Origin of the sequence: Chryseobacterium sp. MHB01, assembly GCF_034651565.1 — a bacterium.
In the GTDB taxonomy this organism is placed as follows: domain Bacteria; phylum Bacteroidota; class Bacteroidia; order Flavobacteriales; family Weeksellaceae; genus Chryseobacterium; species Chryseobacterium nepalense.
This window is the reverse complement of sequence record NZ_JAYEDA010000003.1, coordinates 99,323-120,286: the sequence shown is the minus strand read 5'-3', so window position 1 is coordinate 120,286 and position 20,964 is coordinate 99,323. Positions and strand designations below refer to the sequence as shown.

Here is a 20,964-nt window from a genome sequence, read left to right as displayed (position 1 = left end):
GTTGAATATATTTACCAGTTTTTATCAATCATATAAATAAGCTGGGTCATGGCTACTGCGCCCATCAGAAGTTCCCGGCGGTTTACCTTTTCAAACGTGTCTTCTTCTGTGTGGTGGATATCAAAATACCGCTGAGAATCCGGAACCAGCTCTGCAGCCGGAATGCCCATATCATGAAGCGGATATAAATCCGTTCCGGAATAGGTGTTTTTAAAATCATAAATTCCGTACGGTAAGAAAAGTTCCGACCAGCTTTGGATCTGTTTTCTTTTTTCCGGATCCATATCCAGGGAAATTCCTCTCGGGGTAAATCCGCCCGCATCGGATTCTATGGCGAAAAGATGTTTCTCATTGCTTTCTTTGGCAATTTTTCCGTACTGAACACCGCCTCTAACTCCGTTTTCTTCATTGGCAAAACACACCACCCGGATCGAATGGTTATTCCGGATTCCCAGGTTTTTAAAAGTCCTCAATACTTCGATGCTCTGGACAATTCCGGCGCCGTCATCATGGGCTCCTTCCCCCACATCCCAGGAATCGAGATGTCCGCCGACGACAATGACACTTTGATCTTTCTTACCGGTAATTTCTCCGATAACAGAGTGGGAGCGCCTTTCGCCTTTCATCCCACAGTTGGAATTAAGCTTTGCCGTAACTTTTTGGGATTGCAGCAGTTCGGCAAGTTCATCTGCAGTAGTGCTTCCGATGGCAACGGCAGGAATTTTTTGTTCATCTGCATAACGCATTGCCCCGGTATGCGGTACGTCGTCAAATGCCGAGGAAAGTGAACGGATTATGGCAAACTTACCGCCCTTTTTTGCAGTTAAAGAAGCGGCAGTTGTTCTGTATTTCGCAGCATCGCTATATCCTAAGAACGTTTCGATATACGACTGGCTGAAAGGATAATTGAAGAAAACAATTTTATCCTTCACCTGTTCCGGAGAAAGTTTTTGATATTCCTCCATCGAGCGCACCATGATGATTTCGCCGGTAACGTCTTTGCCGCCGGTTCCTTCGGAATTACCCAACGAAAGCATTTTTAAGCTTTTCCAGTTTCCTTTTGCTGTTTTGATGTACAAAGATTCTTTTCCTCTCACCCAGACCGGAATCATCACTTCCTGGAGCCACACTTTATCTGCTCCGGCTTCCCGAAGTTTTTGTGCAGACCATTGTACGGCCTTCTCGTAGGATTCTGAACCGCTGAGACGGTGACCGATATTTTTGGTTAACTCTCTTAATTCCGTATATCCTTTTCCTTTATTTAAAATTTCCGTGGAAATTTTTGCAAACTGTATGGAGTCTTCTTTTGCCTGTGCGGAAACAGCGATGCTTCCGGCTAAAAGAATGGTGCTTAAAATATTTTTCATATATTTTCAATACTAATTATAATTGGTTTGATGGGGAACTTCTTAGTGAAAGAAGCATATAATAATTTTAAATTAATTTATTAAAATCATTAAACTAATATTTAAAATCTTATATTTTTTAATGTTATAAATAAATTAGTTATCTGTTGATGTCTTTCCTGTTAAGCTTTAATTTCAACATCCAGCTGTCTTCCTTCCGCTTCCGCTTTTTTATCAAGAGAAGTGCCGACGGCAACGCCAATGCCCATCCCGATAGGTAATCCGATACTGAGCAGTGCAATGTTTCCCATCAGCAGCCCGAATGCAACACCAATTGGAAGCCCGAACGCGCCCATCCCTGCAGCCAACCATAAATTGCGGTAGTAGTTTTTAGGGACGATTTTATGTTCTTTTTCAAGAAGTTTGATGATGCCGGTTTGCTTTTGTTTCAGCATTTTATATAAATCTTTATCCCTTAAAGAAGTGGCGCTGATTGCTGCGGTCTCGCTGTTGATCTTTTGTACTGTTTCTTCCGAAATTTTCTTTTTATCAAGCTCATTCAGGAGGTGTTGCAGCTGGTCATAGAGTGCTTTGGTTTTGGTATCGGCAAGAAGTTCAGGTTTCAGGTCAGGTTTGATGATTTCCATGTAATATTTATAGTGGTTATTTTTATAAAACGCAAGGTTGCACAAAGTTCTTTATATTTGAGATACAAATTTTGTATGAAACTTCGTTTTTTACTGCGATATAAGAGTTATTTAAATTTCCATTTTATTGCTACCAGTTGTTGTCGATTATAAAAATCATCTGTGTCATGGCGACAGCGCCGAGAAGAAGTTCTCTTTTATTTACCTTATCAAAGGTATCTTCTACGGAATGATGGTAATCGAAATATCTTTGCGTATCAACCACCAGTTCAGCCAGTGGAATATCAAGCTTTTTCAATGGCGAAATATCCTGAATGGCATCTGTCTGGTCAAAATCATAGACTCCGTAAGGAAGGAAATAGTTTTTCCATTCAAAGATCTGTCTTCGCCTCTGAGGAGACATATCCAGTGAAAATCCTCTTGGGGAATATCCTCCGGCATCTGTTCCTAACGCAAAAACGTGTTTTTCCTCTTTCTTTTTCACATAAGCAGCATACATTTCACGGCCTTGTCCGCCATTTTCACTGTTTGCATACAATACAACTCTTATGGTGTGATTATTTTCAATACCCAGAGCTTTGAAGGTTCTTAAAACTTCAATACACTGCGCAACACCGGTACCGTCGTCAATTGCACCTTCTCCAAAATCCCAGGAATCAAGTTGAGCACCCAGAACGATTACTTTAGAATCTTTTTTACCGGGAATTTCCGCAATGATATTGGGATTGGTAGTTTCGCCTTTCGATTCTGAGGTCATGTTGATTTTAGCGGTAACTTTCTGCTTTTTCAGCAGGTTTTCAAGTTCATCTGCCGATTTGGCTCCTATGGTGAGAGCCGGAATTTTTACTTTATCATCCGGTTCATAATAAATCATCTTTGCATGTGGCGTATCATCGCTAGCGGTGGTTAATGACCGTATGATTAATGCTTTTGCTCCAGTTTTGGCTATCACAGAAGGTGAAATCAGCTTTGATTTTGCGGCAATAAGATAGGAATCACTTGTATTGATAATTTTCGGGTCCATAGGAAGGTTTACAAAAACGACCTTATCTTTCAGCTGACCTATCGACATGGCATTCAATTCTGAAGTAGTGCTGATCAATATAATTTCTCCGGTAAGATCTTTTCCTCCGGTGCCTTCAGAGTTGCCGAAAGACAGCATCCTGATATTTTTCCAGTCTCCGTTTCCTGCTTTTATCTGAAGAGATTCTCTTCCTCTTATCCAGACCGGAACTTTTGCTTGCTGCCTCCAGATCATTTCCACACCTATTTCTTTCAGCTTTCTTTCAGCCCATTCCACTGCTTTCATATATCCCGGAGTAGCGCTGAAGCGTGGACCGATCCCTTTGGTAAGTTCTCCCAGATTGTTATAGGCCATACCGTTCACCATGATTTCATCCGAAATTTTTTTAAACTCATCATGATAGTTGAGTTTTTGGGTGATGGCAGTCTTTTTTACCGGTTTTTTTACCGGTTTTTTCTGAGAAAATAAAAATCCACCCAAAAAGAGTGGAATGATAATGAAGATCTTTTTCATTTATTTTACCGTTCTTTTTCCATGCTAAAAGTAAGGAAAAAATGGTTAGCATTTATTGTTTCATATCGTACATCAGGAGTGCAGTAACCAATTTAGGCTCAATGAATGTACATTTCGGAGGCATGCTCAGCTTTAAATCTGAAATTTTAATCATATCGTTAAAGCTTACGGGATAAATTCCGAATCCCGCTTTGCCACCACCGCTATCAATTCTTTCTTTGAGATGGCCGATTCCTTCTATATTCGATGTTCCTTTGATGTAATCGATTTTTTCAGAGCTGTCCGGGTCTTCAATTTTCAAAATATTTTTGAAAACATATTTATCAAGAAGGTGGTGATCCAGGTTATCAAGAGACATTTCCTGTGAACGCAGGTCATGTTTTACGTGAAGTGAGTAGAATTTACCATCCATGTACATTGAGATATGGAATTTCTGCGAAGGGAAATAGGCCGTTTCTCCTTTTTCGTGGATGAGGAAGTAGGTTTCCAGCTCTTTTAAAAATTCTTCGTTTGACAGTCCGTTAAGATCCGTTACGATTCTGTTGTAATCATGGATTTTAATAGACTGGTTGGAAACGATAAAGCTGTAGACGAAGTTGTAAAGTTCTGTTCCGTTATGTCTTTTGTTTTTGTCTTTCTGATGTTTGGCATTGAGTGCCGTAGAACCTATTCTGTGGTGGCCGTCTGCAATGTAAAAAGAATCGATCTGATCAATCACTTCCTTGAACTGCTGTAATTTAAGACGGTTGTCGATCCTCCAGATTTTATGCCTGATTCCTTTGGTGTCAACGTGGTTAAAGATCGGAACGTTTTTTTCCTCATGGTTCATGAGAAGCTCAATCTTCGAATTAGCAGGGTAGGTAAGCAATACCGGTTCTGCCTGAAGGTTTACTTTTTCCAGGTAATGCGCAAGCTTTTCTTTTTTCTGCGGAATGGTACTTTCGTGCCTTTTAATCTTTCCGTTCCAGAAATCTTCAATACTAGCCAATCCTAAAAGTCCTCTGAAAACCTGTTTGTTGGGATAGATCTGCTCATAAAGATAATAGGCCGAATTGTCCTGAACGAGCTTATTTTCGTCCATCAGTTCTTCAAATGTAGAACGGATTTTTCTTAAATTCCTATCAATATCTTTGGATTTACTTACAACATAAGGTTTTATCATATTAATGTAAGTATCTTCAACTTGAGCTTTTTCCGCTATCTCTTCCTGGGTGAAGTTATCAAGAGGGTGAGTAGGGAAAGTACTCTCATAGTCTTTATGAGGTCTTATTCCGCGAAAAGGTTTAAAAACAGGCATATTTTATTGTATAGTTTCTTTTATTTTGATAATTTGTTCTGCAAGTTCCACCCCGATTTTTTCCTGGGCATCTACCGTATTTCCGCCCACGTGCGGAGACAGGGACAGAGCAGGGTTCATCAGCAGAAGAACTTCCGGATTGGGTTCTTTTTCAAAAACGTCCAGTGCAGCGCCGGCAACTTTCCCGGATTCGATAAAATCGATCAGGGATACTTCATTGATGACACCGCCTCTTGCAGTATTTACAATATAGACTCCATCCTTCATTTTTTCAAATTGGGGAGTATCTATGATATATTCATTTGTTTTCGGAGTATTGATGCTGATAAAGTCTGCTTCTTTAAGGAATGCATCCATATCGTTGGTAGAAGTAATTTCAAAATTTAAAGTCTGACCGTCAAAAAATTCAAGCGTAAGAACTTTTGTTTTTGGTTTTCTTGTGAGAACAATGACTTTCATTCCCAGAGAAATTCCCATTTTCACTACTTCCTGACCTATGCTTCCAAAGCCGATTACTCCTAATGTTTTTCCTGAAAGTTCATGTGCTTTGCTGAACGACTTTTTCATTGCATCAAAATGGGTTTCCCCTTCCAGCGGCATCAGTCTGTTGGATTCATGAAGAAATCTTGCCAGTGAAAAAAAATGCCCGAAAACAAGTTCTGCAACGGATTTCGATGAAGCAGTCGGCGTATTGATGACATACAGTCCTTTATCAATCGCATACTCCACGTCGATATTATCCATTCCGATACCGCCTCTTCCGATGATTTTGAGGCCTGGACAGGCATCTATCAGATCCTGTCTTACTTTGGTAGCGCTTCTTACCAGCAGAACATCAACGTTATTTTCGTTGATGAAATTGATGACATGATCCTGCGCAACCCTGTTATCCAGAATTTCAATTCCTGCATTCTTTAATGCCTGTTCACCTGCTTTGGAAATACCGTCGTTAGCTAAAACTTTCATTTTTTATTTGATTTAAGATTTAAAAAATTAATGTATTTAAAAATTCCAAATCGGCTCGCAAATTAAGAAAATTTAAAATAATGGTATTCATTTTTTAATCTCTGAATTTTTAATCTTTAATTACTTGATCGATTTCATGACATCTACCAATACCTGAACACTTTCGATCGGTAAAGCATTGTAAAGGCTTGCACGGTAACCTCCAAGGCTTCTGTGTCCGTTTAATCCGCTTATTCCTGCAGCTTTCCATGCGTTATCGAATGCTTCTTTTTTGCTTTCATCGGTAATCTTGAAGGAAACATTCATCAGGGAACGATCTTCCTTTACACAGAATGTTTCAAAAAGCGGGTTGCGGTCTATTTCGTCGTATAATAATTTTGCTTTTGCCTCATTTCGGGCTTCAGCTCCTGCAATTCCGCCGTTTTGCTCAAGATGCTGCAAAGTCAGCAAAGACGCATATACCGGGAAAACCGGAGGGGTGTTGTACATTGATTCTTTAGCAATATGCTGCGAATAATCCAGAATGGAGAACATGTTTTCTCTTCCTGTTTTACCTAAGATCTCTTTTTTGATTACTATTAAAGTCACTCCTGCAGGGCCCATATTTTTTTGTGCTCCCGCATAGATCAGATCAAATTTTGAGAAATCCAATTGTCTTGAGAAAATATCTGAGCTCATGTCACAGACCATTAAAGTATCTACTTCCGGAAAGGATTTCATCTGAGTCCCGTAGATGGTATTATTGGATGTACAGTGAAAATAATCGTATTCTGAACCTACTGTGTAATCTTTTGGAATGAAAGAATAGTTTTCTTCTTTGGAAGAGCCCACTACATCAACAGTTCCTACTTTTTTGGCTTCTTTAACGGCTCCTGCCGCCCAGGTTCCCGTATCAAGATAGGCTGCTTTTCCGCCCACCTTCATCAGGTTATACGGAACCATAGCAAACTGAAGGCTTGCACCACCGCCCAGATACAACACTTCATAATCATCACCCAGATTCATCAGTCTTTTTACAATGGCGCGTGCTTCATCCATTACCGCCACGAAATCCTTGCTTCTGTGGGATATTTCCAGAAGAGACAAGCCGATTCCGTTGAAATCTAAAATGGCCTGTGCCGATTTTTCGAAAACTTCCTGAGGTAAAATACATGGTCCTGCGCTAAAGTTGTGTTTTTTGCTCATATTATTGATTTTTTGGCTGCCGCAACAGATTCATCTTACGGCTTCATTTATAATGTATTGATAAAATATAGGGTTTCGGATATAAAAAACCGTCTCATAATGAATGAGACGGCAGTTTTTATTCTCCGTGTAAGAATGCTTTTTTATTAAGCAGTGCTTCTTCAGATTCTACATGATCTTCATCCGGAACACAGCAGTCTACCGGACATACTGCAGCACACTGCGGCTCTTCATGGAAGCCTTTGCACTCCGTACATTTGTCTGTTACAATAAAATAGACATCATCACTTACCGGTTCCTGCGGTGCATCTGCATCTACCGTAAGACCTGATGGTAATGTTACGGTACCTTTGAGTTCTGTACCTTCTGAAGCTTTCCAGTCGACTGCTCCTTCATAAATTGCATTATTCGGGCATTCCGGTTCGCAGGCTCCACAATTAATGCATTCATCAGTTATTTTAATAGCCATCGCTAATTTTTTTTAAATTTGCACAAAATTACAAAATATTCCCCAATTTTGCAGTACTTATGAATATTGAAAATCAAGTTTTAGGACTTATACGGCTTAGTGATTATATAAAAGCATTTTTATCAAAAAAATCTGAAAATTATAACGAAAATGATGTTGATTTTGAACTTTTGATAAAGAAGTCTGAAATTGAAAACCCCTGGTTTACGGTTGAGAACCAGAAATTTGCTTTGAAACAATGGGCTGATCTGCTGACGGATGAAAATATAAATAATTGGCTTAAAGAATATTCCATTTCCAAAACATCAAAAAGAGTAGGGCTCATCTTGGCCGGCAACATTCCTCTTGTGGGATTTCATGATGTGATCTCCGTGGTACTGAGCAATCATATTCCAATAATAAAACTGTCTTCAAAAGATCGTTATATGATTCCTTTTTTACTTAAAAAATGGAAAGAATTTTCCGATGAAAATGTAACATTTGAACTTGTGGAAAGGCTCGAAAATTTTGATGCGGTAATTGCTACGGGAAGCAACAATACGGCACGGTATCTCGAGTATTACTTTAAAAATCATCTTCACATCATCAGAAAGAACAGAACGTCTGTTGCCGTAATCAAAGGTGATGAAACGGAAGATGAACTGAAGCTTCTGGCTGAAGATATTTTCCGGTATTTCGGGTTAGGCTGCAGAAATGTAACCCGCCTTTTAATTCCACAGGATTATGTTATTGACAGGCTTTTTGAAAGTTTCATTGGTTTTCAGGATATTATCAATCATAATAAATACGCGAATAATTACGATTATAACAGGGCGGTTTATCTTTTAAACCAGGAAAAATTCTGGGATAATAATTTTGTGATGCTGAAAGAAGACGATAAGCTGTTCAGTCCGCTTTCGGTTATTAATTTCAGCAGATATTCTTCTCTGGATGAAGTAAAGGACTTCATTGCTGAAAATGAAAAAAATATTCAGTGTGTTGTGGCGAAGGAAGAATTGGGATTAAACTCCGTTGCTTTGGGTGAAGCTCAAAACCCGGGTCTTGATACGTACGCCGATAATGTTGATACGATGAAATTTTTATCAGTAATATAATTCTTCGTATCTTGCTATCAACCAATCATAGATTCACATGAAAAAAATACTTTTTATAGGTGCGTTTTTTGCTTTTCACTGGGCTGTTTCCCAGCAAAAGAGCAGTATAAAGATTGTTGAGAGCAAGAAGATAGAGCTTACCTCGGAATTAAGTAAGGATAAAGTTGATTTATATAATCAGGCCTTCATGAAATTTGTTGCTGCGCTGAAATCTTCGGACAAAGGAAAAATCAAAACTCTGGTTTCTGATAAAATAGCCTATTACATGTCTGATGATATAATTTCAAGATTATCAGGCGGAATAAGCTTTGAACGGAAAATGGAAGTGTACAAATCCGGCTATCAGAAATTGTACGAAAATGAAACCTATCCGATCATTCAATATAAATATGCCGATGATCAGCAGAGTCCGCCGAGGGATATTATCAATGTAATTTTTGAAAATGATGGTAAAATTCTTGGGGTAAAACCTGAATATGCAGAGTAGCTCATGAGTAATGAGCAATAAATAATGAGTAATAAATTAATATATAAACTATGATGACAGACGTTTTGGTTGCGCATTCTTCAGATATTGAAAAAGCCGACTTTTACAAAAAAACGTATTTACACGTTGCATTAGCAATTCTTGCGTTTATCGGTGTGGAAACTGTTTTACTGCAGGTTGTGCCGGATCAGTTAATCTTTGCCATGTTTGCTCAGCGCTACATCTGGCTTTTAATTATCGGAGTATTCTGGATTGCTTCTGTTTTGGCTACAAAATGGTCGCTTTCACTGAGCAAATCGACACAATATTTCGGGTTAGGATTTTATATTTTGCTGGAAGCAGTTATTTTTCTTCCGCTGATTAAAATTGCAACGCTTTATACCGGGCCGCAGGTGATTTTCCAGGCAGCAATGCTTACGATTGCCATGTTTTCAGGGATTTCATTCGTCGCATTTACTTCAAAAAGGGACTTTTCTTTCCTTAGAAACATCATTGTGATTGGAGGATTTATATCTCTTGGGTTGATTGTTGGTGGAATGTTATTCGGATTTAATCTTGGACTTTGGTTCTCGGTAGGAATGGTAATTCTGGCTTCTGCAACCATTCTTTATCAAACAAGTAAATTAAAGGATTCTTACAGTACGAACCAATATGTAGGAGCTTCTTTACAGCTTTTTGCTTCAATCATGCTTTTATTCTGGTATATCTTAAGTATTCTGATGAGCAGAAGAAGTTAAGATGGTGAGAAATGAGAGGTAAAAAGTGAGAAGTTAGAAGTAAAAGGTAAGAAGTTAACTTTTTTATAAAAAAAATCCTGATGTTTTTTCATCGGGATTTTTGTTTGGAAGTTATGGGTGAACTTCGCAAAAATTTAGTTTAAAATCTTTCAATTTTAAATCAGATTTATTTATCAATCGATCCTAAAACCTTCTGAGCAAAAGAGTTTAAAGCATCTTTTTCACTCATTCCTGTTTGTACGTTGGCATGAACTTCCAAGGCTCCGCAGATATTGGTAATCAATTCTCCGGCAACATTAAGGTCTTCCTCGCTTGTTCCTCTGAATTCACAGAAACTTTCCAGTACTTCCAGTGTTTTTTCAAGGTTTTCAGGCGTCTGATTCTGATAAAACTGTCTTATGATGGGTAACTTCATTATAATTCGTTAAATAATTCGGTTAAACTCTCTGCTTTATTGGTTTGAACCTGATTCACCAGCTCACCGTTTCTGAAGATGGCAAACGTTGGTAAATTGTCTACTTTAGCCAATTTTCTGCTTTCCGGCAATTTTTCGGCATCTACATATAAGAAAGGAATACTGTCATTTTCAGAAGCTAATTTTTTGAATTTCGGCTTCATTATTCTGCAGTTTCCACACCATGTTGCACCGTACTGCACCACTACTTTTTCATTTTCGCTAACAATATTCTGCAGCGTATCTTCTGTTAATTCTGTATACATTTTATTAATTTGAAAATTTGGTAATTTAATAATTTGAAAATGATGGTAAAATAGAAAATGAGATAATTTTGAACAATCAATAGGATTAATTTTCAAATTATCTCATTTTTAAATTAACACATTGTACTAGTTTTTAGCTAAATATTCAGCGGTAGAAGTTCTGTCAGCTTTCATTGCATCTTTTCCTTCTTCCCAGTTGGCAGGGCAAACTTCACCATGCTTCTGAACGTGAGTATAAGCGTCAATTAATCTTAAATATTCTTTTACATTTCTTCCCAAAGGCATATCATTTACAGACTCATGGAAAATTTTTCCTGTTTCGTCAATAAGATAAGTTGCTCTGTATGTAACGTTTGAACCTGTGAAAACTTCTTCACCTTCGTCATTGTATTCAAAATCCTGATCAACAATTCCTAAAAGGTTTGCCAGTTGTCTGTGCGTATCGGCAAGAATTGGATAAGTAACTCCTTCAATACCTCCGTTGTCTTTTGAAACATTCAGCCATGCAAAGTGCACTTCGTTTGTATCACAAGAAGCACCGATTACTTTAGTGTTTCTTTTTTCAAATTCTCCTAAAGCTTCCTGGAAAGCGTGAAGTTCGGTAGGGCATACAAAAGTAAAATCTTTCGGATACCAGAACAAAAGAACTTTTTGCTGATTTGCAGTTGCTTCTTCAAAAACATTGATTCTAAGATCATCACCCATTTCAGACATTGCGTCAATGGTTACATTCGGGAATTTTTTTCCTACTAAAGACATAATTTCTTGTTTTTTTATTTAAATTTTTCTGTTGCAAATATAGAAATACTTCGTCTATCAAACAAACAAGTTTTGATAAATAAAATCTATAATTGTTTTAGCCTTAATACAAATAAAAAAGCCCTGAATTCAGGGCTTTTTGTTATTTATGGTGAATTTTAATAACCAAATATTTCCGTAAGATTTAATTTTTTTACTTCACCGAGTTTTTGCATATCAGCCTCTTGTATTTTATCCTGAGAAGCTACAACACAGTACGTATAGTTTTTGCCTTTCATTTCTTTGTTGTGGAAAGTATTGATGTCTGCAAAAGTAAGTTTAGGAGCCTGTTCGTAAACGATCTTTCTCACGTCTGAATTGTTCCCGAGTTTCTGTGCTCTCAGATAATTAAAGATAATACCGTCCTGAGTGATCCTTTCTGCAGCAATAGATTTTTTCAATCCGCTTTTTGCTGTTTCGAATAGCTGATCAGATTTCGGAAGGGTAGTAAGCAGTTCATTCATGGCTGTTGTAGATTCATTGAATTTATCAGCCTGAGTTCCTACATAGGCCATAATCATATCTTTATCCTCTTTTTTTCCCGGAAGAGAAAAATAAGAATATGTAGAATACGCTAAAGCTTTAGACTCCCTGATCGTCTGGAACACTACTGATCCCATTCCGCCACCGAAGTAGTTGTTGAATAAACTTACCGTTGGTGTAATGCTTACATTATAAGGATCGCTGTTTCGTACCCAGAAGATTTCTGCCTGAACCATGTCATAATGAGCAAATAGAACCTGATTTTTATCTGTTGAAACCTGTGTGAACGTTTTAGATTTCGGCATGTCTTTAAGCGAGGCCGGAACATTATGAATGGATGCTAAAGAAGATGATACTTCATTCGCAGATTTTGGCCCGTAGTGAAGGATTTTATGTTTATAATTAAATAAATCATGAAGCATATTCACCAGATCTTCTGCTTTTAATGCATCAAGCTCAGCATCCGTTAAAACATTATTGAATGGATTCTGTGCACCGTATTGAGCATAACTTCTTAGTCCGCTCATGATTGCACCTTTATTTTGTTTTGCGTTTGCTCTGGACTTTTTTACTCTTGCTTTATAGGAATCCAGGGCTTTCTGATCCGGTTGGCAGTTTTTAATAAGATCTTCGAATAGCGCAGCCGTTTTTTCGAAGTTTTCATTTAAACCTTCCAGCGAAACGTAGGTTTCTTCATTTCCTGCACTTACATTAAAGCTTGAAGCCAGTTTGTAAAACTCCTTGCTGATTTGTTCCGAAGATTTGTTTTTTGTTCCTAAATATTGCAGATACTCTGCAGCAAAAGGAAGCATTTTGTTATTCCATCTTCCGGAATCAAAATAATAATATAGTCTGAAAAGCTGATTGTCCGTATTCTTTACCGAAAGAACATCAACTGATTTCAGCTTGCCTTTATCAATATCTTTATTAAAATCAAGCCACATTGGAGCGATCGGCGATTCCGGCATTTCATCAACTTTTTTCAGGAACGGCGACTGATCTTCTCTGTTTACGGAAACTGCAGTGATAGCAGGTTTGTCTACCTTCAGAATATTTTTATCTTCTCCTTTTCTTTTGTAAACTGCTACGTAATTGTTATCTTTAAGATATTTTGAAGCAAAATCCATAATATCTTTTTTCGTTATCTTGGAGATTTCTTCAATATATTCTAATTGTGTTCTATGATCTACTTCAGAGGTAAATTCATCCATGAGAGACTCTGCTCTTGAATTATATTTTTCATACTTCTGAATAATATTCTTCTTCTCATTGTTAACAATGGACTGCATGAGATCATCTGAAAATTCACCCTTTCTCAGCTTATCAATTTCCTGAATCAGAAGGCTTTTCACCTCGTCCAGAGATTGTCCTTCCGTAGGATTACCCTGCAATAAAAGGACGGAATAATCTTTCAGAACATATGGGAAAGCATAAGCGCTGAGCAGTTTTTGTTTTTTAACAAGATCAAGGTCGATTAATCCGGCCTGGCCGTTGGTAAGCATACTTCCGATGAAATTCAGCATTCTTGCGTCTTTCGTTGTTGCTCCAGGAAAACGGAACCCGATCATTATATTTTCAGGATTCGGGCCGTAGACTTCTCTTGTAATAGGTGCCGTAATCGGACTTTCCTGGCCAACTTTATAATCAGGAATCGTTTTAGGCTTCATATAAGAGAATGCTTTATCGATTTTGGCAATCATTTCATCAGGATTAAAATCTCCGGACATGATAATTCCCATATTATTCGGCACGTAATAATTATTGTAATATTCCCTGATCGCTTTTAATGAAGGATTTTTAAGGTGTTCAATGGTTCCTATTGTGGTTTGTTTTCCGTAATTGTTGTTAGGAAAAATCGCCGCAAACATCGCTTCGTATACTTTTCTTCCATCGTTATCCAGACCTCTGTTTTTTTCTTCATAAACGGCTTCCAGCTCGGTGTGGAAAAGTCTCAGGATTGGTTGTCTGAAACGTTCTGCCTGTACAGCAAGAAATTTATCCGTTACGTTGGCAGGAATATCTTCCGTATACACGGTCTGTTCATAAGACGTAAAGGCATTGGTTCCGTCCGCACCCATTCCAGACATCATTTTGTCATATTCATTGGCGATGGCATATTTTGCAGCTTCCCCGGAAACTTTATCAATCTCTTTATAGATTTCTTTTCTTTTGGCTTCGTCTTTCGTAGAGTTATACTTTTCATAAAGAGCGTCAATCTGATCTAAAAGAGGTTTTTCTTTTGCCCAGTCTTTGGAGCCGAACTGATCTGTTCCTTTGAATAGCATATGCTCAAGATAATGAGCAAGACCCGTATGATCTGCCGGATCTGTTTTGCTTCCGGCTTTGGTAGCAATAAAAGTCTGTATCCTAGGGTCTTTTTTGGTTGGACTTAAAATCACGGTAAGCCCGTTTTTCAGGGTGTAATATCTTGCAGCAGTAGGATCATTGGTTACATATTTATAAGTGTAACCGTTTGATTTTGCTTCTTTCCACTGGAAATCCTGTCCATAAGCATATCCGCAGTAGCTGGCCGCGGCAATGCTTGTAGCGATGGTAATTCTTTTAAAAAAATTCATTGTAGAAATAGTTTTAGTTTTTTATTGTAATTATATTTAACTGAATTGTTCTAATGTATTCTTGATTCTCTTCATTGCTTCAATGAGGTCTTCTTCAGAAGCTGCATAAGAAAATCTAATGCATTCCGGGCTCCCGAATGACACTCCGCCTACACAACCAACATGGGCGTTTTCGAGAAGGAACATGGCAAAATCGTCAGAGTCTTTAATTTCTGTTCCGTTTAATGTTTTTCCTATATAAAATGAGATGTCCGGAAAGAAATAAAAAGCAGCTTTTGGAAGTACCACTTTGAATCCGGGAATTTGTTTAATTAAATCATACACAAGATCTCTTCTTTTTCTGAAAGCGTCAATCATATACTGATATTCCGAAGGATCTGTTTTTAATGCGGTAATGGAAGCTCGCTGTGCTACTGTGTTGGCTCCGCTCGTCATCTGTCCCTGAATTTTTTCACAGGCTTTTGCCAGCCATTCCGGACATGCGGAATACCCGATCCGCCATCCTGTCATTGCGAAAGCTTTTGACATCCCGTTGATAACGGCTGTCTGCTCATATACTTCAGGAAACTGAGCAATCGAAGTGGTTTTCGTTTCGTAATTGATATATTCGTAGATCTCATCCGAGATTACTGTGACATGAGGATATTTTGCGATAACTCTCGCTATGGATTTCAACTCATCATAGGTATAATATCCACCTGATGGATTACATGGTGAACTGAAAAGCACCGCCTTGGTCTTCTCAGTAATGGCTTCTTCCAGCTGTTCGGCTGTAATCTTAAAATCCGTTACATAGGAAGTGGGAAGCATCACTGAAGTTCCGCCCATCATTTTTACCATTTCGTCATAGCTTACCCAGTAAGGGTTTGGAAGGATCACTTCGTCACCGTCATTTAGCAAAGCGGCCAAAACATTTAAAATAGACTGTTTTGCGCCGTTTGACACACAAATTTGTGACGATTTGTATTCTAATTCATTGTCTCTTTTCAGTTTGTGGACAATTGCTTCCCGAAGTTCCAAAAATCCGGGAACAGGAGAGTAGTGACTGTAATTCTGGTTAATGGCATCGAAAGCTGCCTGTTTGATATTATCCGGAACATCAAAATCCGGTTCACCTAAAGTAAGGCTGATAACGTCTATTCCGCCGGCCTTCATTTCCCGTGCCTTATTGGACATAACAAAAGTCTGTGAGTAACCAAGTCGTTTTACTCTGTCTGAAAGTTTCTCCATTTAATAATTTCTAATTTAACAAATATATAATAAAAAGTATTTTATGGAAAATTAAAATATAAGTAAACTTTTTTGTCCGGCTGAAAGTTTATCACTATGTTTGTAGTTATTCGATTGGATTCTGATTGCTAAAATATTAATAATGTATAAATTACTCTTTCTGCTCATTGTTTCTTTTGTTTCGGCTCAGCAGTACCGTTTTACGTATTCTTACCAGATGAAACCTGATGCAGGTAAAAAAGATTCTGTGATTACCGATTATATGAATCTTGATACAGATGGCATGAAATCTTATTTTTATAATGCCGCCAAGTATGAAAGAGATTCTTCCTATATTGTTACAAGGAATTTCGGTGATTTACTTCAGGCAAAATCTTATGATCAGAATTTAAGCTATATTGTAGAAAAGAATTATACAAAAAAGGAGATAAATTTTTATGATCAATTTAAAACCGTACATCTTGTAATTCAGGAAAATGATGTTCCGAAATGGAAGATCGAAAAGGAATTTATGAAGATAAATGGTATCAGCTGCCAGAAAGCCACCGCGCGTTATAAAGGAAGAGTCTGGGAAGCATGGTTCAGTAAAGAGTATCCCATCAACGATGGTCCGTATAAATTTTCAGGCCTTCCCGGAATTGTTGTCAGCATTAAAGATTCTGAAAACGATCACGTTTTCAATTTAATTCAGGTTAAGAAGATTAACAAAATTTTTTCACTGCTTCCAAAATCTGTAAAAAAGATGACCTTTACGGAATATAAAAAAATAATGCGTGGTTATATTTTTAATAGTGAAGATATTGAAAATATGAGTGTTAATAAGCAGGAAGGCAGGGTTGATCTTCAGCTTAACGACGGATATATTGCAAGGATCGGAACGGATGAAATGAAGAAGATGAAGAAGATGGATGAAGAAATGACAAAAAGGTTACGAAGAACCAATAATAATATTGAAAGAGAATAACTCTAAAAAAGTAATATCTGAGAATCTTTAGTTAATGTTATTTGAATAAAGCTTATAAAAACTTATTTTTGCTTTTTATAATATTTTACATGTCTACAACGTTACTACTAAAATACTTTCCGCATCTTACAGAAAAACAGATTGAACAGTTCGGTAAACTGGAAAATCTTTATCATGAATGGAACGAAAAAATTAATGTAATTTCCAGGAAAGATATGGAATCACTCTATGAGAAGCACATTTTGCATTCTCTGGGGATTGCCAAAGTAATGGAGTTTGCTCCCGGAACCAGGGTTTTGGATATCGGAACAGGCGGCGGTTTCCCCGGAATTCCACTGGCGATTTTGTTTCCGGAAACAGAATTTACTTTAATTGATTCTATCGGAAAGAAAATAACTGTTGTACAAGCAGTTGCGGAAGGTGTAGGACTGCAGAATGTGAATGCCGTTCACGGAAGGGCAGAAAAGCTGAAAGAGAAATTTCATTTTGTGGTAAGCCGTGCGGTAACCCAGATGCCGGAATTTCTGAAATGGCTGAAAGGCAAATTTGAAAAAGAACAATTTAATCCCAAGCATAACGGAATTTTATATTTAAAAGGTGGAGATCTTGCGGAAGAGCTCGCCGGAATCAAATGTGAAATTTTCAATCTTAAAAACTATTTTGATGAAGAATTTTTTGATACGAAAAGAGTGGTTTACGTGTCAAAAGGCAATTTTAATTCTTAAATTTTAACATATTTTAGGAATAATTTTTGCTCAAAATATACTGATAATCAAAATTTGTTGTTATGAAAAAGCTTCTGTTTTTTGTGCTGATTTTAGGATTGTCCATTACTTCCTGTGATGACGACGACGATTATCAGACAATTGAATCCATCGATAAAATTAAAATAGACAGCGTAAAAATAGTGAATGACACGATGGATGTTTTCAGTATTCAGAGCATTAAAACGTATTCTACCTATCCGTCTCATTGTGAGGGATTTTATGGCTACGATTATGTTCATAACGACAATCTTACCAGAACGGTTACCGCTTATAAATATATAACCAGCGGACCTTGTACCCAAGCCACGTACACTTCTGCCAACCAGATAAATTTCAGTCCTCGTAAAACGGGTATTTATACTTTTAAATTCTGGAACGGAGGTAATAACTGGATCACCAAGACAATTGTAGTTGAGTAAATAAATGAAATGGATTTTTTTAGCCTGTTTTCTGATTTCCAATGTATTATTCAGTCAGAAAATCTATTGGAATGAAAATGTAAAGTTAGACTGGAGTAACTTTAAAAGTAAAATAAATAACCAGAGAGGAACCAATGTAGTCGCCTATACCAATTGCGGCTGGATTTATTCCTATGTAAAATCATCAAATCCGAAAGCACCGATTAAAATAGAAATCAATACGGTTTTTAACGAAGATAAATCATGGAAAGATGTTAAAAGGATTAACGATTATGTGCTTCTTCATGAACAAAAACATTTTGATGTAGCCGAAGTATACGCACGTAAACTTCGCAAAGAAGTGGCGGAAAATATAAAAACATCCTCGGATTTCGACAGGCATTTTAAAACAATTTATAACAGAATTCTCAAGGAATATCAGGATTTCCAGCGACAATACGACAGTGAAACAAAAAACGGAATTCTTGAAGACAAACAATCGGAATATAATCGTATTATTGCTGAAGGATTAGAAAATTACAAAAGCTATAAATCGTCTTGAAATTCCTGAATAAAATCATTGATGAACTTCTTGGGCAAAACACGGATCTGTCCGGGTTTAATGTCATTCTACCCGGAAAACGGCCTATTGTCTTTATACGTCAGATTTTAAAAGAAAGAAATTACTCCGGTTTTTTACCCAATTTTTTTACGATCGAAGAACTCATTCATCGTATTGCCGATACACAGGAAATCCAGGGAATTTCACTCTGGCTTTTTGCTTTTGATGTTTATAAAAGCCTTAATCTTATTCCGAATGACGATTTTTCAGAATTTCTGAAATGGTTTCCTACTTTGCAGAAGGATTGGGACGACATGATGAAATTCTCAGAGAGCGACCAGGCGGTGCTTCATTACATGTTTGATGAAGAAAGAATAAAAGACTGGGCGCAAAATCTTGGTGATGAAGAAGATGTTCCCAGAAAGAAATTCCTCAATTTCTGGAAAAATATGAATGTTTTTCTTCCGGTATTAAAGAAAAAATTGCTGGAAAAAAACTGGGCAACCTCAGGAATGATTCATGAGACGGCAAGAAAGCACATTGATGAGTATTCTAAAAATACAAAAGAAGAATTTGTCTTTTGCGGTTTCAATGCATTTACTCCGGTAGAGGAAAAACTGGTGAGAAGCCTTCTGCAATGGAATAAAGCACAGTGTTTCTTTCAGGCAGACAGATACTATTTTGATGATGAAAGACAGGAAGCAGGAAAGTTCCTCAGAGATCATAAAACATGGAAAGAGTTTAATGACAGTCGTGTTTTTAAATGGATTGAGGACGATTTTGACCAGCCCAAAAATATAAAAGTGTATGAAGTTTCCGGAAATATTACCCAAACCAAGATTTTACCGGAAATTTTTAAAGAAATTGACAATAAAACCTATTCGAATACAGCTGTAGTCTTGCTGGATGAAAATCTCCTGCCTGCAAGCCTTGATGTGATGTATGGGATTCAGAACCTGAACATTACGATGGGTTTTCCGTTGAAAAACCTTTCTTTTTCAAATGCGGTCAAACAGCTTTTTTATCTTCAGAAGCAATTGGAAAAAAATAAATCTTCTTATTATTACCGCGATATTTTTCCTATTCTTGAAGAACTGCCGAAATCTGCTGAAGATGAATTGGTTATCAATAATTTTAAAACTAAAATTGAGGAAAGAAATATCGTCTATATTTCTAAAAAACTTCTGAATGAACTGCTGAGCAGTCTTTCCTACTTTAATTTACTCCAGAAAGCAAACTCTACCAACGATTATCTTGATGCACTGATTGCTTTCTGCCAGGAAATAAAATGGCTTGACATTGATGATATTCAGTATGAGAATGTTTCCCATTTTGAGAATGCGTTCAGGATTATTAAAAATCAGCTTTCTCCGTATCTGTTTGAGATAAAAATGGAGACACTGGAAATCCTGATCAATCAGCATATTAATTCAGAAAGTATTGACTTTCAGGGAGAACCTTTACGAGGGCTTCAGATCATGGGACTTCTGGAAACGCGTCTTCTCAACTTTGAAAATGTTATTTTACTTTCCGTGAATGAGGGTAAGCTTCCACTTGGAAATTCGCAGAACACCTATATTCCTTTTGATGTAAGAAAGTTCTTTGACCTTCATACCTTTTTAGAAAACGACAGTATTTATGCCTATCATTTTTACCGGCTTATTCAGGATTCTAAGAATGTTCATCTGTTGTTTAATGCATTAAGTTCGGGTGTAAATACCGGAGAAAAAAGTAGATTTATTACGCAGATCGAAATGGAAAGCTCCCATGAAATTGAACATCTTATTATAGAGAATTCTTCGGAGCCTATCATTACACAGCCCATTGAAATCAAGAAAACGGATATCGTTCTTGAAAGACTGGCAAAATGGAAAGCAAAAGTTTCGGCATCCCACCTTACCAGTTACCTGTATAACCCTATTGATTTTTATCTTTCAAAAATTCTGAACACCTCTGAAACGGATGAGATTGAAGAAGAACTTTCTGTGAAAAATTATGGAAATCTTGTTCATTACTCACTTCAAGAAGTTTATGAATCTTTAAAAGGTAAAGTATTAAAAGAAAATGATTTAAAGAATTCAATTAAAGCAATAGATCAGTATATAGAGATTGCTATTGACAAACTGAAACACCAGCCGGAATTTTATGAAAAAGGAATGAATTTTATTCATCGGGCAATTGCTAAAAAAGTAATCGAAACAATTCTGACGTATGATCTAGAGTTGGTGAAAAGTGGAAATTCATTAGAAATTATTGATATTGAAAAACGCTTTGAAGGAGTAGATTTTTATTTAAATGAAAACGATAAAATCTCTTTTTTTGGTTTTATAGACCGAATCGACAGGCTCAACGGAACGCTTAGAATTATAGATTATAAAACAGCTAAAATCAAAAATCTCGTTGTAAAAATCGATGAAGATAAAATTGATGAATATTTCCATAACAGTGACCGAAAGCAGGCTTTGCAGCTTTGCATTTATCAATATGTGGTTGAAAATCTCCCCGAGTTCTGGGGAATGCCTGTAGAAACAGGAATCTGGAGTTTTGCCGAAGCTAAAAAAGGAGTAGTTTCTCTTCAGTTTGAGAAAGGAAATATTGAGGATGCTATGAAATCCGTAAAGAGCCTGATTGAAGAAATCCTGAATCCTAATATTAATTTTATTGAAGAAATTAAGACGTATTCAAATTAAAAAAAGGTGGC

At 37.1% G+C, this 20,964-nt stretch carries 20 protein-coding genes; 8 read left to right on the top strand and 12 right to left on the bottom strand.

Translation table 11 applies throughout. The annotated features are described in order from the left end of the window. Positions 1 to 11: 11 nt before the first annotated feature. From U9K52_RS06750 to U9K52_RS06720, 7 genes are all read right to left on the bottom strand, one after another. On the bottom strand, positions 12 to 1,367 hold the full coding sequence (locus U9K52_RS06750; protein ID WP_322925717.1) for a M28 family peptidase: 1,356 nt from the start codon (positions 1,365 to 1,367) through the stop codon (positions 12 to 14). A gap of 161 nt (positions 1,368 to 1,528) precedes the next feature. Beyond that, positions 1,529 to 1,993: a hypothetical protein gene (locus U9K52_RS06745; RefSeq protein WP_312172812.1), complete on the bottom strand. Its 465-nt coding sequence runs from the start codon at positions 1,991 to 1,993 to the stop codon at positions 1,529 to 1,531. Positions 1,994 to 2,123: 130 nt separating this feature from the next. Then, positions 2,124 to 3,530, bottom strand: a complete 1,407-nt coding sequence (locus U9K52_RS06740) for a M28 family peptidase (protein WP_322925716.1) — start codon at positions 3,528 to 3,530, stop codon at positions 2,124 to 2,126. A 52-nt stretch (positions 3,531 to 3,582) separates the two neighbouring features. Continuing rightward, entirely contained in the window at positions 3,583 to 4,827 is a 1,245-nt protein-coding gene (locus U9K52_RS06735; protein ID WP_312172818.1) for a DUF1015 domain-containing protein, read from the bottom strand. Between the two features lie 3 nt (positions 4,828 to 4,830). Next, complete coding sequence (locus U9K52_RS06730) at positions 4,831 to 5,793, bottom strand: D-2-hydroxyacid dehydrogenase (RefSeq protein WP_263603204.1); 963 nt, start codon at positions 5,791 to 5,793, stop codon at positions 4,831 to 4,833. 120 nt (positions 5,794 to 5,913) lie between these two features. Next, a complete protein-coding gene (serC, locus tag U9K52_RS06725; RefSeq protein ID WP_322925715.1) occupies positions 5,914 to 6,978 on the bottom strand; it encodes a 3-phosphoserine/phosphohydroxythreonine transaminase in 1,065 nt (354 codons plus the stop codon). A gap of 118 nt (positions 6,979 to 7,096) precedes the next feature. After that, complete coding sequence (locus U9K52_RS06720) at positions 7,097 to 7,447, bottom strand: 4Fe-4S binding protein (RefSeq protein ID WP_034682968.1); 351 nt, start codon at positions 7,445 to 7,447, stop codon at positions 7,097 to 7,099. A 59-nt stretch (positions 7,448 to 7,506) separates the two neighbouring features. Here U9K52_RS06720 and U9K52_RS06715 point away from each other — a divergent pair, with 59 nt between their 5' ends. From U9K52_RS06715 to U9K52_RS06705, 3 genes are read left to right on the top strand one after another with little or no spacing between them, the layout of a single operon-like run. Beyond that, the gene (locus U9K52_RS06715) at positions 7,507 to 8,541 is read left to right on the top strand and encodes an acyl-CoA reductase (protein WP_322925714.1); all 1,035 of its coding nucleotides are present in this window, start codon (positions 7,507 to 7,509) and stop codon (positions 8,539 to 8,541) included. A gap of 37 nt (positions 8,542 to 8,578) precedes the next feature. Beyond that, positions 8,579 to 9,028, top strand: a complete 450-nt coding sequence (locus U9K52_RS06710) for a hypothetical protein (protein ID WP_322925713.1) — start codon at positions 8,579 to 8,581, stop codon at positions 9,026 to 9,028. Positions 9,029 to 9,078: 50 nt separating this feature from the next. Then, a complete protein-coding gene (locus tag U9K52_RS06705) occupies positions 9,079 to 9,765 on the top strand; it encodes a Bax inhibitor-1 family protein (RefSeq protein WP_263603201.1) in 687 nt (228 codons plus the stop codon). Between the two features lie 166 nt (positions 9,766 to 9,931). On the opposite strand, the gene U9K52_RS06700 is transcribed toward U9K52_RS06705, so the two are convergent. From U9K52_RS06700 to U9K52_RS06680, 5 genes are all read right to left on the bottom strand, one after another. Further along, entirely contained in the window at positions 9,932 to 10,180 is a 249-nt protein-coding gene (locus U9K52_RS06700) for a DUF6952 family protein (protein WP_248393165.1), read from the bottom strand. Continuing rightward, positions 10,180 to 10,485 carry a thioredoxin family protein gene (locus tag U9K52_RS06695; protein ID WP_072883076.1) on the bottom strand — a complete coding sequence of 102 codons (306 nt, stop codon included), beginning with the start codon at positions 10,483 to 10,485 and terminating at the stop codon, positions 10,180 to 10,182. Before U9K52_RS06695 ends, U9K52_RS06700 begins: the two co-directional genes overlap by 1 nt. Positions 10,486 to 10,611: 126 nt before the next feature. Continuing rightward, positions 10,612 to 11,244 (bottom strand): peroxiredoxin, encoded by a 633-nt coding sequence (locus U9K52_RS06690; RefSeq protein ID WP_248393166.1) that lies wholly within the window; start codon positions 11,242 to 11,244, stop codon positions 10,612 to 10,614. A gap of 158 nt (positions 11,245 to 11,402) precedes the next feature. Further along, positions 11,403 to 14,342, bottom strand: a complete 2,940-nt coding sequence (locus U9K52_RS06685) for a M16 family metallopeptidase (protein WP_312172849.1) — start codon at positions 14,340 to 14,342, stop codon at positions 11,403 to 11,405. A gap of 36 nt (positions 14,343 to 14,378) precedes the next feature. Continuing rightward, complete coding sequence (locus tag U9K52_RS06680) at positions 14,379 to 15,572, bottom strand: pyridoxal phosphate-dependent aminotransferase (protein WP_322925712.1); 1,194 nt, start codon at positions 15,570 to 15,572, stop codon at positions 14,379 to 14,381. 142 nt (positions 15,573 to 15,714) lie between these two features. Between U9K52_RS06680 and U9K52_RS06675 the strand changes: the two genes are divergently transcribed. The 5 genes from U9K52_RS06675 to U9K52_RS06655 all read left to right on the top strand — a co-directional run bounded on the left by U9K52_RS06675 (position 15,715) and on the right by U9K52_RS06655 (position 20,953). Next, complete coding sequence (locus U9K52_RS06675; protein WP_322925711.1) at positions 15,715 to 16,536, top strand: GLPGLI family protein; 822 nt, start codon at positions 15,715 to 15,717, stop codon at positions 16,534 to 16,536. Between the two features lie 89 nt (positions 16,537 to 16,625). Next, positions 16,626 to 17,261, top strand: coding sequence for a 16S rRNA (guanine(527)-N(7))-methyltransferase RsmG (gene rsmG / locus U9K52_RS06670; RefSeq protein ID WP_322925710.1), 636 nt, complete (start codon positions 16,626 to 16,628; stop codon positions 17,259 to 17,261). A gap of 62 nt (positions 17,262 to 17,323) precedes the next feature. Next, positions 17,324 to 17,722, top strand: coding sequence for a hypothetical protein (locus U9K52_RS06665; RefSeq protein WP_248393184.1), 399 nt, complete (start codon positions 17,324 to 17,326; stop codon positions 17,720 to 17,722). A gap of 4 nt (positions 17,723 to 17,726) precedes the next feature. Next, complete coding sequence (locus U9K52_RS06660) at positions 17,727 to 18,263, top strand: hypothetical protein (protein WP_322925709.1); 537 nt, start codon at positions 17,727 to 17,729, stop codon at positions 18,261 to 18,263. Further along, a complete protein-coding gene (locus tag U9K52_RS06655; RefSeq protein WP_322925708.1) occupies positions 18,260 to 20,953 on the top strand; it encodes a PD-(D/E)XK nuclease family protein in 2,694 nt (897 codons plus the stop codon). The genes U9K52_RS06660 and U9K52_RS06655 overlap by 4 nt, the downstream gene beginning before the upstream one ends. The last annotated feature ends 11 nt before the right edge of the window (positions 20,954 to 20,964 follow it).